The organism is Amycolatopsis sp. NPDC048633, assembly GCF_040650695.1.
Taxonomy (GTDB): Bacteria; Actinomycetota; Actinomycetes; order Mycobacteriales; family Pseudonocardiaceae; genus Amycolatopsis.
Genome location: NZ_JBEZHS010000018.1, coordinates 147,757 through 161,125 on the forward strand (window position 1 = coordinate 147,757; position 13,369 = coordinate 161,125).

The 13,369-nt window shown below is 72.2% G+C and carries 13 protein-coding genes; 5 read left to right on the top strand and 8 right to left on the bottom strand.

Annotation, left to right across the window (positions count from 1 at the left end; genetic code table 11):
* Positions 1–17: 17 nt before the first annotated feature.
* The 3 genes from AB0C38_RS28865 to AB0C38_RS28875 all read right to left on the bottom strand — a co-directional run bounded on the left by AB0C38_RS28865 (position 18) and on the right by AB0C38_RS28875 (position 2,697).
* Positions 18–416, bottom strand: coding sequence for a DUF4279 domain-containing protein (locus AB0C38_RS28865; RefSeq protein ID WP_360679037.1), 399 nt, complete (start codon positions 414–416; stop codon positions 18–20).
* 2 nt (positions 417–418) lie between these two features.
* Positions 419–1,624, bottom strand: a complete 1,206-nt coding sequence (locus tag AB0C38_RS28870) for an MFS transporter (protein ID WP_360679039.1) — start codon at positions 1,622–1,624, stop codon at positions 419–421.
* A 77-nt stretch (positions 1,625–1,701) separates the two neighbouring features.
* A complete protein-coding gene (locus tag AB0C38_RS28875; protein WP_360679042.1) occupies positions 1,702–2,697 on the bottom strand; it encodes a LacI family DNA-binding transcriptional regulator in 996 nt (331 codons plus the stop codon).
* A gap of 112 nt (positions 2,698–2,809) precedes the next feature.
* On the opposite strand from AB0C38_RS28875, the gene AB0C38_RS28880 reads away from it, so the two are divergent.
* From AB0C38_RS28880 to AB0C38_RS28890, 3 genes are read left to right on the top strand one after another with little or no spacing between them, the layout of a single operon-like run.
* Complete coding sequence (locus AB0C38_RS28880; protein WP_360679044.1) at positions 2,810–3,346, top strand: NAD(P)H-dependent oxidoreductase; 537 nt, start codon at positions 2,810–2,812, stop codon at positions 3,344–3,346.
* Positions 3,347–3,357: 11 nt separating this feature from the next.
* Entirely contained in the window at positions 3,358–4,335 is a 978-nt protein-coding gene (locus tag AB0C38_RS28885; protein ID WP_360679047.1) for an ATP-binding cassette domain-containing protein, read from the top strand.
* Complete coding sequence (locus tag AB0C38_RS28890; protein ID WP_360679049.1) at positions 4,332–5,177, top strand: ABC transporter permease; 846 nt, start codon at positions 4,332–4,334, stop codon at positions 5,175–5,177. The genes AB0C38_RS28885 and AB0C38_RS28890 overlap by 4 nt, the downstream gene beginning before the upstream one ends.
* Here AB0C38_RS28890 and AB0C38_RS28895 read toward each other — a convergent pair.
* From AB0C38_RS28895 to AB0C38_RS28905, 3 genes are read right to left on the bottom strand one after another with little or no spacing between them, the layout of a single operon-like run.
* Entirely contained in the window at positions 5,104–5,433 is a 330-nt protein-coding gene (locus AB0C38_RS28895; protein WP_360679051.1) for a hypothetical protein, read from the bottom strand. The two genes, AB0C38_RS28890 and AB0C38_RS28895, sit on opposite strands and share 74 nt — an antisense overlap.
* Before the next feature lie 24 nt (positions 5,434–5,457).
* Entirely contained in the window at positions 5,458–5,649 is a 192-nt protein-coding gene (locus AB0C38_RS28900; RefSeq protein WP_360679054.1) for a hypothetical protein, read from the bottom strand.
* 30 nt (positions 5,650–5,679) lie between these two features.
* Positions 5,680–8,757, bottom strand: coding sequence for an AAA family ATPase (locus AB0C38_RS28905; protein ID WP_360679056.1), 3,078 nt, complete (start codon positions 8,755–8,757; stop codon positions 5,680–5,682).
* A 110-nt stretch (positions 8,758–8,867) separates the two neighbouring features.
* Here AB0C38_RS28905 and AB0C38_RS28910 point away from each other — a divergent pair, with 110 nt between their 5' ends.
* Positions 8,868–10,544 carry a peptide-N4-asparagine amidase gene (locus AB0C38_RS28910; RefSeq protein WP_360679059.1) on the top strand — a complete coding sequence of 559 codons (1,677 nt, stop codon included), beginning with the start codon at positions 8,868–8,870 and terminating at the stop codon, positions 10,542–10,544.
* 53 nt (positions 10,545–10,597) lie between these two features.
* Positions 10,598–11,875: a cytochrome P450 gene (locus AB0C38_RS28915; protein WP_360679062.1), complete on the top strand. Its 1,278-nt coding sequence runs from the start codon at positions 10,598–10,600 to the stop codon at positions 11,873–11,875.
* Between the two features lie 206 nt (positions 11,876–12,081).
* Here the strand turns inward: AB0C38_RS28915 and AB0C38_RS28920 are convergent, their stop codons facing one another.
* Together AB0C38_RS28920 and AB0C38_RS28925 are read right to left on the bottom strand one after the other, a co-directional pair.
* On the bottom strand, positions 12,082–12,705 hold the full coding sequence (locus AB0C38_RS28920; RefSeq protein WP_360679065.1) for an alpha-ketoglutarate-dependent dioxygenase AlkB: 624 nt from the start codon (positions 12,703–12,705) through the stop codon (positions 12,082–12,084).
* A gap of 34 nt (positions 12,706–12,739) precedes the next feature.
* Positions 12,740–13,315, bottom strand: a complete 576-nt coding sequence (locus AB0C38_RS28925) for a dihydrofolate reductase family protein (RefSeq protein ID WP_360679068.1) — start codon at positions 13,313–13,315, stop codon at positions 12,740–12,742.
* Positions 13,316–13,369 lie beyond the last annotated feature (54 nt).

Here is a 13,369-nt window from a genome sequence, read left to right on the forward strand (position 1 = left end):
CGGCGCGCCACCCGGCATCAAGCCGTCTCGTCGCCGCAGACGTCGAGCAGCAGTTCACCGGGTAGCGAGAGGAGCCGCGTGAGCAACCCGCGATCCAGTTCGACCGCGTGCTCGGCGGCGTGGGACGCGACCAGGCAGAACCAATCGGCCCGGTAGCCGGCCTCGGCCAGCTCCCACAGCTCGGCCCGGCGCGGCTCGAGGACGTCCAGCAGCTGCCCGAGGTGCGCAGCCGGTTCGGTGTCGGCCGCGGACGTCGAGAGGCACCACAGGGATTCCGCGCGGACCGCGCTCGTCCGGCGGCCCAGCGGTGTTCCCGCTTCCGCCGCGGTCGTCGGGCGGACGCCGAGCCGGCGGGTGACCTCGGCGGCGGTCAGCCCCGGTGCGCCGAAGATCCGGTAGGTTGCCGCGCTGCGCACGGTCAGGCTTCGGCCGTCGCGAGTTCGGTGCGGCGGAAGGCTTCCGGGGAGAGCTGGAACCACACCAGCACCGCGCTGACGGCCTGGATCGCCGCCACCACCAGCCAGACGCCCCGCAGGCTCCAGTGGGCCGCGACCAGGCCGCCGGTCAGCGCGCCCAGCGGGGTCAGGCCCCAGGCGAGCGCGCGGTGGCTGGTCAGCACCCGGCCGAGCAGCGGCGCCGGGGTGAAGCGCTGGCGGCTGGACTGCGAGCAGACGTTCCAGACCAGCACCGTCGAGGTCAGGAAGACCAGCACCACGCCGATCAGGGGCGGCCACGGCGGCAGCACGGCCAGCAGCAGCGGTGCGACCGCGCCGAGGCTCTGCGCCCACCGCATCGACCACGAGTACCCGAGCCGGTCGACGATCTTCTGCACGACGAACGACGACGCCACCCAGCCGATCGCCAGGCAGGCGAGCAGCAGGCCGTAGCCGACCGAACCGACGTGCAGCACCTGCGTCGCGTAGAGCACCATCATCGAGTTGCCGGCGCTGGCGGCGAACGAGCCGAGCGCGACGTTGATCGTGATCGACCGCAGCAGCGGCGTCCGCACCAGGTGCGTGAGCCCGGCCGACAGGTCCCGCAGCGGATGGGTGCGCGCGATGGTCCTCGACTCGGACGGGATGCGCCGCGCCATGAGGAGCGCGGCCAGCGCGCAGCCGGCCGCCAGCCACGCGGGCGCCCCGGCACTGACGGCGATCAGGAACCCGGTCAGCGGCGGCACGACGAACTGCACGACACCCCGGTCGATCACGGTGAGGCGCGCGTTGGCGTGGGCGAGCCGGTCCGGTTCGACGAGCTCGGGTACGAGCGCCCCGCTGGCGCCGTCCCCGAGCACCTGCGCGGAGGTGACGATGAAGGCGACGACGAGCAGCACGGGCAGGCTGAGGAGCCCGGCCGACGCGACCGCGGCGAGCACGAGCGCGGCCCCGACCTGAACGGCGTAGGCCCAAGCGAGCACGGCGGTCCGCCGCACGCGGTCGATGAGCACCCCGGCGAAGAGCGACAGCAGCAGCCACGGCGCCTGCCCGGCGATGCCGACGAGCGAGATCTCCCGCGGATCGGTGGTGAGGGAAACGGCCAGCAAGGGCAGCGCGGCGAGCATCAGCCCTTCGGCGGAGGAACCGGACACCGCGACGGCCTGCAGCCGCACCCACCTGTTCGTCACGCGCGAAGCCCCATGATCGGCAGTGTGCCGAAAAGTCGTAAGCAAGCCAAACTATTTTCCGGAAGTGCCGGTCACGCTCAGCGACGCACCCGGGTCGACTCCCGCACGACCAGCTCCGGCGTGAACACCACCGCCTGGTGCTCCACCGTCGTGTCCGCCGTCTCCGCCAGCAGCAGCTCCGCCGCCGTGCGGCCGAGGCGCTTCGCCGGCTGGCGGACCGAGGTCAGGGGGACCGCCGCCGCGCCGGCGAACTCGATGTCGTCGTAGCCCACGATCGCCATCTCCTCCGGGATGCGGACGCCCGCGCCCACCATGGCCTGCAGCACTCCCAGGGCCAGCAGGTCGTTCGCGCAGAACACCGCCGTCGGGCGGGGGCTCGTGCCCAGCAGGCGGGCACCCGCGTCGCGGCCCGAGGAGACGTCGAGGCCGATCGCCTCCAGCACCGTCAGCTCCGCCCCCGAACCTTCCAGCGCCGCGCGGACGCCCTGCTCGCGGTCGCGGCACTGGGCGAGGATCGCGGGGCCGTTGACGAACGCGATGCGCCGGTGGCCGGTCTCGAGGAGGTGGCGGGCCGCGAGGCCGCCGCCCGCGATGTCGTCCACCGCGACCGAGCTCGCCTCCGACGCCGGTGCCTTGCGGTCGACGAACACGTACGGCGTCCCGCTGCGGCGGAACGCGCGCAGGGCTTCGCCGGACGTCGCGACCGGGCTCAGCAGCACGCCGCGGACCCGCTGCTCGGCGAACATCGCCAGGTACGACGCTTCGAGGTCGGACCGCTGGCTGCTGTTCGCCGTGATGACGTTGAGGCCCTCGGCGTGCGCGGCCTGCTCGGCGCCCCGGGCGACGTCGACGAAGAACGGGTTGCCGAGGTCCAGCACGAGCAGGCCCATGATCCGGCTGCGGCCGGCGCGCAGCTGGCGCGCCGACTCGTCGCGGACGTAGCCGAGCTCTTCGATCACCGACAGCACCCGGTTCCGGGTGGCCACCGCGACCACGTGCGGCCGGTTGACCACATTGGACACCGTGCCGATCGAGACGCCGGCCCGCTTGGCGACGTCCTTGATGCCGACCACCGCACCCCCTCGCAGAGAAGGCGTGAGCGTATCACGCGCGGTGAAACGTTTCAGCCAGATCCGATCTGGCGGCGGGTCTCGCGCCCTGCCAGTGAAGCGAGAGGAGGACGGCATGGACGACGCGTTGCGGGTGACGGTGCTCATCGGCAGCACCCGCGAAGGCCGGGCCGGCGGGCGCGTCGGCCGGTGGTTCACGGCCGCGGCCGCCCGGCGCGCGGGGCTCGACCTCGACCCCCTCGACCTCGCCGACGCGGACCTCCCGGCGGCTTACCCGGCGGAGCCGACCCCGGCGCTGAACCGGTTCCGGGAGCGCATCGCCCGGGCGGAGGCGTACGTCGTCGTCACCCCCGAATACAACCGCAGCTTCCCCGGGCCGCTCAAGCAGGCGATCGACTTCGCCTACGACGAATGGCACGCGAAACCGGTCGGCTTCGTCTCCTACGGCTACCGCGCCCGCGGCCGCCACGCCGTCGACCAGCTGCGGGAGGTCTTCCTGGAGCTGCACACCGTGACGATGCGCGACGCGGTCGCCCTCGACCTGCTCGCCCCGGCGTTCGACGACGACCACGTGACCGCCCTGCTCGACGAACTCACCTGGTGGGGCCTCGCGCTGCGCGACGCCCGCCGGGTGCGCCCCTACTGCGCGTGAAAGGACCGCAGATGAACTCACCCGCGATCGAAACCACCGGCCTGGCCAAGGTTTTCGGCGACACCCGCGCGGTCGACGGCGTCGACCTCGTGGTGCCGGCCGGCACCGTCTACGGCCTCCTCGGACCCAATGGCGCCGGCAAGACCACCGTCGTCCGGATGCTCGCCACCCTGGCCCGCCCGGACGGCGGCGAGGCCAGGGTGTTCGGCCACGACGTCGTCCGGGAGGCCGACGCCGTCCGCAGCCGGGTCAGCCTCACCGGCCAGTACGCGTCGGTGGACGAAGACCTGACCGGCACCGAAAACCTGGTGCTGCTGTGCCGCCTGATCGGCCACACCCGGCCGGCGGCGCGCGACCGGGCCGCGCAGCTGCTCGCCGCGTTCGGCCTCACCGAAGCCGCGGCCAAGCAGGTCAAGCACTACTCCGGCGGGATGCGGCGGCGAATCGACATCGCCGCGAGCATCCTCCACACCCCGGACCTGCTGTTCCTCGACGAGCCCACCACCGGGCTCGATCCGCGCAGCCGCAACCAGGTGTGGGACATCGTGCGCGCGATCGTCGCGCAGGGCACCACCGTGCTGCTCACCACGCAGTACCTCGACGAAGCCGACCAGCTGGCGTCGCGGATCGCGGTGATCGACCACGGCCGCGTGATCGCCGAAGGCACGAAGGGGGAGCTGAAGGCCTCGGTCGGCGCGGGCGCGATCCACCTTCGGCTGCGCGACGCCGCCCAGCGCGAGGCCGCCGAGCAGGTGCTCACCCGGGTGCTCGACGCGGCCGTCCAGCACGAGCCGGACCCGGTCGCGCTCACCGCGCGGCTCACCGCGGCGGCCGGCGACGCGGCCGCCGCGGAGCAGTCCGCCCGCGCGCTGGCCGAACTGGCCGCCGCCGGGATCACCGTCGACACGTTCTCACTCGGCCAGCCCAGCCTCGACGAGGTGTTCCTGGCCCTGACCGACCACACCGCGAGCGGAGAGGAAGCAGCGTGAGCGCCACCGCAGTCAAGGAGACCGAACTCGCCGCACCGAAGGCCGAAGACCTGGCCGCGGTGCTCGTCGCCACCCACCGGCCACCGCGGCCGGGCGCGCTCTCGACGTCGTTCACCTTCGGCTGGCGGGCGGTGCTGAAGATCAAGCACGTGCCCGAGCAGCTGTTCGACGTCACCGCGTTCCCGATCATGATGACGCTGATGTTCACCTACCTCTTCGGTGGCGCGCTGGCCGGTTCGCCGGGGGAGTACCTGCAGTTCTTCCTGCCCGGCATCCTCGCCAGCAGCGTCGTGATGATCACGATGTACACCGGCCTCGCGGTGAACACCGACATCGAGAAGGGCGTCTTCGACCGCTTCCGCACGTTGCCGATCTGGCGCCCGTCGGCGATGGTCGGCTACCTGCTCGGCGACGTGCTGCGTTATCTGATCGCGTCCGTGGTGATCATGCTGGTGGGTCTGGTGCTCGGGTTCCGGCCCGGCGGCGGGTTCCTGGGCGTGGCCGCCGGGGTGGCGCTGCTGATGGTGTTCTCGTTCGCGTTCTCGTGGGTGTGGACGATGTTCGGGCTGATGCTGCGCTCGGAGAAGTCGGTCATGGGCGTCAGCATGATGGTGATCTTCCCGCTGACGTTCCTGTCCAACATCTACGTCAGCCCCACGACGATGCCCGGCTGGCTGCGGGTGTTCGTCGACATCAACCCGATCTCGCACCTGGTGACGGGCGTGCGGTCGATGATGGCGGGCACGTGGGACATCCCGGCGGTGCTGATCACGCTCGGCGCGTCGGCGCTGCTGGTGGCGGTGTTCGGCACGCTGACCATGCGGCTCTACAACCGCAAGTGATTGCCGGAGAAGAGGGTGAGCTCCAGTTCGTCGGCGGCGCATCCGGCGGCCCCGGCCCAGCGGGCGAGCAGGGCGCAGTCCATCCGCAGTGGTCGCGCAACGCGGTCGCGACCACCCGGTCGGGGATGAGGTACCGGTGCTCCGGCGCGCCGCCGCCGGCGAAGTACAGGAACTTCGTGAAGAATGACGGGCCGAAGGACCGGAACCTGTTGTGGCGGCCCGGTCGCAGGAGTGTGACGGCGCGCACCGGGTCCACCCCGTGACGCCTCCGCCGCCTCGGTCAGGACGGCCTCGCCAGCGTCCGCCACAGCAGCGTGAACACGTCGTCGGTCGGCGCCCACACCTCGGCGCGGGTCAACGTCGGACCGGCGGGGCGTTCACCCGGCGGCTCCAGCCGGTCGAGCGTCTCGCGCCACCAGCCGGCCCGGATGTCGATCCCGTGCTGCTCGACGGCCAGCCGCCGGGGAGTCATGGCGACGGGGTCGCCCGCCGGGCGCGGTTGTTACAACTGCCAGTGGGTCTCCGGGTCCGGGGCGTAGCGGCACGACGAACCGGTCGTCACCCTCTCGTTGAGGTGCTCGGCCAGTTCCGGGTGCGAGTCCGTCAGCTTGCGGAGTGTGTCGCGGATGCGGCCCGTCACGGCCTTCCGAGCCCGCTCTGCCTCGTCACCGAGGCGCCGGGTTCGGCCGCCCAGGCCGGCGGCCGTCCGCAGCTCCTGCAACAGCGCCTCACGCTCGCGGTCCAGGGTCGCCGCCCGGGTGTCGTCGCCGCGGTCTGCGGCCTGGTCGATCGCCGTGTCCAGGTGATCGAGACGGCGGCGGTACGCGGCCTTCGCCGTCTCGTCGAGGACGGGATCACCGCCGAGGCTCCGGGCCGCGACCACCGGTTCACCGCCCTCCGGCGCGAGCAGGCGCACCGCGGGAACCTCGGAACCCGGGCTGCTCAGCAGGATGTGCAGGTCCCGCAAGCCCTTTGCGTCCGGCACCCGGACTTCGCGGCCGGCGAACCGCAGCGTCCACACCTCGTCGGTCCGGCGGAACTCGTTGTCCGGCAGCGAAACCCGTACCGGCGGCCGGGAAGCGAGGTGCGGCATGTCCAGCTCCGCGGCCTCCGCACGGACCGCGCCGGTCAGCGCTGCCGCTCGTTCCGCGTCACCTGGGGCGTCCCGGGCGGCCAGCACGGACGCGAGCCGGCTGCGGATCTCCGCGGCCCAGGGCCGCATGCGCATCCGGTCCGCCGAGGCGGCCGCGGCGCTCAGGCGCTCGACCGCTGAATCCCGGCGGCCGAGCGCGGCTTCGAGGAGGCCCGCCCAGAGGTCGACCGGGCCGCTGATCTCGCAGCCGTACAACGCCACCAGCCACTCACCGGAGTACGGCGTCAGCTCGCCCAGGAGCCGTTCGCACGCGTCGCGGTCGCCGGTCAGCGCGGCCACCTGGGCCTGGCACCGCAGCCACATCGGCGCGAACTCGCGGGAGAACGGTCCCACCGCTTCGCGAGCCGCGGCGGCGTCACCCCGCTGAGCCGCGGCCAGTGCGCTCAGCAGCTCCGGGTGCGGGTGGTCGCCGGCGGCGAGCCGCGCCACGTGGCCGGCGACGTCGTCGAACCGCCCTTGCAGCAGCAGGAAGCTCCAGCGCACCTGGTCGACCATGTAGCCGCCGAACTCCCGGCCGAACCCCGCCTCGACCCGGTCCAGGTCCGCGTGCGCCTCGGCGAACCGGCCCCGCAGCGCGCGGATGATGCTGCGGTCGAGCACCGCCGCGAACTCGGCGCCGCGCAGGCCGCTGTCGGTGGTCAGCGCCTGGAACGCCCGGAACTGGTCGAGGTACCGCGGGTCGCCCTGCTCCAGCAGCGCGACCCACTTGAGCGACGACGCGAAGTACTCGTTCTCGCGATCGCCGGTCCGCCGGGCCAGCACGGCCAGCTCGTCGGTCAGCCGCTCCCGCTCCCGCGCCGTGCCCGGGCCCCAGATCAGGTCGTGCCGCGCCCACAGCGTGAACGACAGCTCCTGGTCGTCGGCACCGTCGCGCGCCAACACCGCGGCCCGCGCGGTGAGCTCCAGCGTGACGCGGTCGAGCGACAACGGCTCGGCCGGTTTCCCCGCCAGCCGCTCGTGCGCCGTCACCAGCAGCTCGGACGTCAGCTCGAGGCGCGGCCCCGTCGGGGCGGTGCGGGACAGCGTGAGCGCGGCCCGGGCGAGCAGCGCGTCGTCGTCGAGCTCGCGCACCAGGGCGACCGCTTCGTCGAAGTACTGCCACGCCTCTTCGCCCTCGCCCCAGCGGCTCAGCATGGTGCCGAGGTCGAGCGCGATCACGACGCGCTGCCGCGGCGCGGCAGCCCGCTCCAGCGCCCGCCGGTAGTGGCCGATCGACTCGTCGCTCGCCAGCCGCGCGCTCGCGTCGCGTGCCGCGGCCACCAGCAGGCCGGCCGCGCAGGCGGGCTCGACCTCGTCGCCCGCCAGGTACGCGTGGCGGGCGCGGTCGGCCGCGAACACCAGCGGCACCAGCTCGGGTGACGCGTCGAGCGCGCGCACCACCGCGGCGTGTCTTCGCCGGACCTCGGCCGGCTCCAGATCGGCGTACCGGGACTCGCGGACGAGGTCGTGGGCGAAGGCGAACCGGCCGTCGCCGAGCGCGGTCACCAGCCGGGCCGCGGCGGCGCGGGCCAGCAGCTGGTCGACCTCCGGCACCGGCACCCCGGTCAGCGCGGCGAGGATCCGGCGGTGGAACTCCCGGCCGAGCACCGCGGCGTCGGTCAGCAGCCGGGTGACCGGCGCCGGCAGCAGGGAAAGCCGCCGCTGCAACGCGTCCCGCACGCCGGGCGCGACGGCCGACACCGGGCTGCCGCTGTGCCACAGCCGCGCGGTCTGCTCGACGAAGAACGGGTTCCCGCCGGTCCGAAGGTGCACCTCGGCGGCCAGCGCCGGGTCCGGCTCGGTGCCGGCGGTGCGGCTCATCAGCTCGGCCACCTCGTCCGGCGCGAGCCCGGTCAGCGTCACCGTGGTCGCCTTCGCCACCAGCGGCAGGACGAGCTCGCGCAGCGGGTGCCCGGGCGCTTCGACCTCGACGTCGCGGTACGCGCCGACGAGCAGCAGCCGCTCGAACCACGTGTGCCGCGCGGCGAACTCCAGCAGCCGCAGCGACGCCGCGTCGGCCCAGTGCAGGTCGTCGAGCACCACGACGACCGTGCGGTCGTGCGCCGCGGCGGCCAGCGCGGTCGTGACCGCGTCGTGCAGCCGGAAGCCGTCCTCGGCCGGCGCGCCCGCCGACTCGCCGAGCAGCGCCGACAGAGTTGCTGTGTCGGCCCGCGCCCACTCCTCTTCCGGCAGTTCACGTCGCAGCGCGCGCAGGACCTGGACCCACGGCCAGTACCCGGGTGCGCTGTCGGAGTCCCAGCAGGCGCCCGCGAGCACGAGCGCGCCGCGCCGGCGCGCGTCGTCGGCCAGGCCGGTGACGAGCGTCGTCTTGCCGATCCCGGCCTCGCCGGTGACCAGCACCAGGCCGCCGTGGCTCGCGACGGCCCGGTCGAGCTCGGCCCGCAGCGCGGCCGCGGGGTGTGCCCGCCCGATGAGCGCGGCTGTCATGTCCGGTTCCTCCCGATTCCGGTGCCGAGCCTCTCACGCTTTCCCGCCGTTCGTCGCATGATTACCGCACTAGGCTGCGCAGCGGTGTGCCTGCCGCTGGGAGGAGTCCGGTGCGGATCTTCACGATCGTCCTGTCCGTGGTGCTCGCGTGGGTGCTCTCCGGGGCGGCCGCCTCGGCCGCGCCCCTTTCTGCCGGGCCCATTGTGGAGGGCAGCACCGACAATCCCGTGACGCCGGCGCCCGCGGTCACCCGGCCGGACACCCCGCACTGCAGCGTCACGCTGGCGGATGCCTTCCGCTCCAACACCGCCGACGGCACCTCGCAGTTCTACGAAGGCACGCTCACCCCGCCGAAGGACTGCGCGGGCCCGTGGGCGAAGGTCGTGATGGACCAGACCGTGACGGTGGGCGGCCGGCAGTACGACCGGATCGGCGACCTGAAGATCGGCGGCACCGAGGTCTGGTGGGGGACCACCGAGGAACCCAGTGGCGAAGGCACCCGGCCGATCACCTACCACTTCGACAAGGACCTCACGCCGTACGCCGCGCTGCTGCGCACACCGCAGCCGTTCCACGGCGGGATCGAGAACTACAACTCGCCGATCTACACCGGCGTGTACGCCCAGACCGTGACGCTCACCTACTACCAGGCCGACCGCCGGCACCCCGCGCCCGAGACCGCCGACCACGTGGCCGGGTTCGGGCACGTCGACGCGACGCCCGCGGCGCCCACCGTGCACTTCAGCGCGAAGGACCTGCCGCGCAACATCACCCGCGCCTACCTCGAGGTGACCCTCGAAGGCCACGCGTGCGACGAGCAGTGGTTCGACGACGTCCCGGACGCGGTGTCGGCGAAGTACCCGGCGGCAGGGCTCTGCGGCAAGGGCCCGTACCGCGAAGCGAACTTCGCGATCGACGGGACGCCCGCCGGCAGCGCGTTCACCTTCCCGCACATCTACTCCGGCGGGATCGTGCCGCAGCTGTGGCGGCCGATCGTCGCGATCGACACCTTCAGCCTGCAGGCCGAAACCTACGACATCACGCCGTTCGCGGGCCGGCTCGTGGACGGTGGCACACACGACCTCTCGTTCTCCTTCCCGGACATCGGCGGCGAATTCACCGTCGTCCCGACGCTACTGCTCTACACCGACAAAAAAGCCGCGCAGACCTCCGGAGCCGTGACCCAGCACGACGTCGCGGCGGCGCCGGTGCGGCAGACGGCGGTGAAGGACATCGCCGGCGGCGTGAACGTGACGGTGACGGCGAAGCGCCACGACGTCACCGCGGGCTACGTCGACACCTCCGCGGGCCGCGTGTACTCCCGCGTCGAGCGCACCCGCGACTACCGCAACAGCGACGACGTGACCGGCGGCGGCTTCACCCAGCACGTCGTGCAGGGCGACTCGGGGCAGCAGACGTCGACGTCCACTGTGGACGGCCGGGTGCGCTCGGCCGCCCGGCACACGTGGTCCTACCCGCTGACCACCGACGCGACGGCGAACATCACCGACGACCAGAACCTGCGGATCTCCGGCTCGGCCGAGATGACGCAGATCCTCGCCGACCTCACCGGCGACGGCCGGGGCTGGCGGCCGGTCCGCGCGTCGAGCGAGTGGCTGAGCTCGTCCGGCGTGCTGGCCCGCACGAACGGGGTCAACACGGAGGCCGACGGCCGGTCGCGCACGTCGTTCGCCGGTTCCGACGACCTCGGCCGGCCGTACTTCCACTACGTCGCGAGCGAGCACGGGCTGATCACCGAGAACCGGGAGCTCCCGCGCCGGAGGTGAGTCCCGTCTCGCGGCGCCTCACCCGATCGGGCTAGTGCGGTACTGTCGGGTACATGGGGAGTCTCCGCTCACGGGTCCTGGGCTGGGTCGGGCGACGGTATCTCGCGCGTCAGTCGAAAAAGGGCTTCGACCTCGAGAAGATGTCGTCCTTTCTGCCCGAATCGGCATTGATGCCGCTGAGGCGCGACAGCCTCGACCCGGTCGCCGAGATCGGCGCGATCCGGGCCGAGGCGCCGATCAGCAAGCTCGACCTGCCGTTCGGGATGAACGCCTGGCTGGTCACCGGTTACGACGAGGCGAAGGCCGTGCTCGGCAAGGTGACGGAGTTCTCCACCGACTTCACCAACCTGGTGGGCAGCGCCGGGGTGACCGAGGACCAGAACCCGGGCGGCCTCGGCTTCGCGGACCCGCCCGTGCACACCCGGCTGCGCAAGCTGCTCACGCCGGAGTTCACGATGCGCCGGCTCAACCGCCTGACCCCGCGCATCGACGAGATCGTCGCCGAACAGCTCGACGCGATGGCCAAGACCGAGGGCCCGGTCGACCTGTGGCAGGCGTTCGCGCTGCCGATCCCGTCGCTCACCATCTGTGAGCTGCTCGGCGTGTCCTACGAGGACCGCGAGGACTTCCAGCGGCTGGGCACCGCGCGCTTCGACCTCTTCGGCGGCGCGAGCGCCTCGCTCGGCGCGATGTCGGAGTCGCTGACCTACCTGCTCGACATCGTCAAGAAGCAGCGGGAAGAGCCCGGCGACGGCCTGCTCGGCATGCTGATCAAGGAACACGGCGACGAGATCTCCGACCGCGAGCTGGCCGGCCTCGCCGACGGCGTGCTCACCGGCGGCCTGGAGACCACGGCCAGCATGCTCGCCCTCGGCGCTTTGGTGCTGCTGCGCGACGAGAAGGCGTTCGACGCCGTCCGCGGCGACGACGAGTCCGTGCACCGGTTCGTCGAGGAGCTGCTGCGTTACCTGACCGTGGTGCAGATGGCGTTCCCGCGGTTCGCCAAGCAGGACATGGAGATCGGCGGCGTCCACATCACCGAGGGCGACATCGTGCTGGTGTCGCTGTCGGCCGCGGACCGCGACCCGAAGCTGGGCCCGGACATGGAGACGTTCGACGCCACCCGCGAGCCGACGTCGCACCTGGCGTTCAGCTACGGCATCCACCGCTGCATCGGCGCGGAGCTGGCCCGGATGGAGCTGCGCACGGCATACCCGGCGCTGGTCCGCCGGTTCCCGAACCTGCGGCTCGCGGTGCCGGCGGAGGAGCTTTCGTTCCGCAACGTGTCCATTGTGTACGGTCTGGACGAGCTGCCGGTGCTAGTGGACTGAGCCTCAGTGCGGGATGGCTCGCCGCGGTCGCGGTCGCACGCGATCCCGACGGTGCGCTCGGGAGGTCGAACCGGAACTCGCGTGCTCGAAAGCGGAACTGGCGTGATCAAGGCCGGAACTCGCGTGATCGAGGCCGGAACTCACCGGACCGGTGAGTTCCGCTTGCAATCACGCGAGTTCCGGTCCTGAGCACGCGAAGTCCGGGCTCAGTTCACCCCGCGGGGCCGGAACTGGATGCTGATCCGCGGCCCGACCGGCTTGGCCGTCTTCGGGATCGCGTGCTCCCAGGTGCGCTGGCAGCTTCCGCCCATCACCAGCAGATCGCCGTGACCCACGGGGCGCGCCAGTGTCTTGCCGCCGCCGCGGGGGCGCAAGGCCAGGGTGCGCGCCGCGCCGACCGAGAGGATCGCGACCATCGTGTCTTCGCGGGCTCCTCGCCCGATCCGGTCGCCGTGCCAGGCCACGCTGTCGCGGCCGTCGCGGTAGTAGCACAGGCCCGCCGTGCGGAACGGCTCGCGCAGCTCTCCCAGGTAATGCTTGCTCAGCGCGTCCCGCGCCGCGTCCAGCACGGGGTGGGGGAGCGGCACGTTCTCGCGGTAGTAGCTCAGCAACCGCGGCACGGCGACGACGCGGTCGTACATCTTCCGCTTCTCCGCTTGCCACGGCACACCGTCGACGAGTGCCGCGAACAGCTCGTCGGCGCCCTCGAGCCAGCCGGGCTGGATGTCGACCCATGCGCCCGAACCGAGGTCGGTCCGCTCGGGCGCGAGCGGGCGCGGCGAGATCGAGCCCTGGGTGGCGAACAGTGAAGACTGGAGACCCGGGTTCATGGCCTCCAGCCTACACCAGAGTCGAACACCTGTTCTAGTGAATGACGTCGTAGACGAGCTTCTGGATCCCGTTCCCGTAGGACTCGCTCTCGACGAGCTTCAGGCTCTGCTTGTCCTTGTCGGTCTCGCCGAACAGCCGCTTGCCCGCGCCGAGCAGGACCGGGAACACCAGCAGGTGGTAGCGGTCGACCAGGCCGGCGTCGGCCAGCGCGCGGTTCAGCGCGGCGCTGCCGTTGATGATGATCGGCCCGCCCTCGGTCTCCTTGAGCGCGGCGACGTCGTCCAGGGAGCGGAGGATGGTCGTCTCGCCCCAGTTCGTCACCAGGTCGGACTCCTGGAGCGTGGTCGACACGACGTACTTCGGCATCGCGTTGTAGGCCGCGAACTCGACCGTCATGCCCGGCCACACCGGCGCGAACGCCTCGTAGCTGACCCGGCCCAGCAGCAGCGCCGTCGCCTCTTCCTGTTCGGTGCCCTTCATCGCGTAGGCGGCGGGGTCGAACTCGATGTCCTTGAAGGTCCAGCCCGAGTTGCGGTAGCCCGGCTCTCCGCCGGGGCCTTCGACGACGCCGTCGAGGGAGACGAACGAGGTGGAGATCAGGGTGCGCATGGGGTGCTCCTAGGTCGATCTTGCGTGCTTCCACCAGTGTGTCGAACGGCCGCC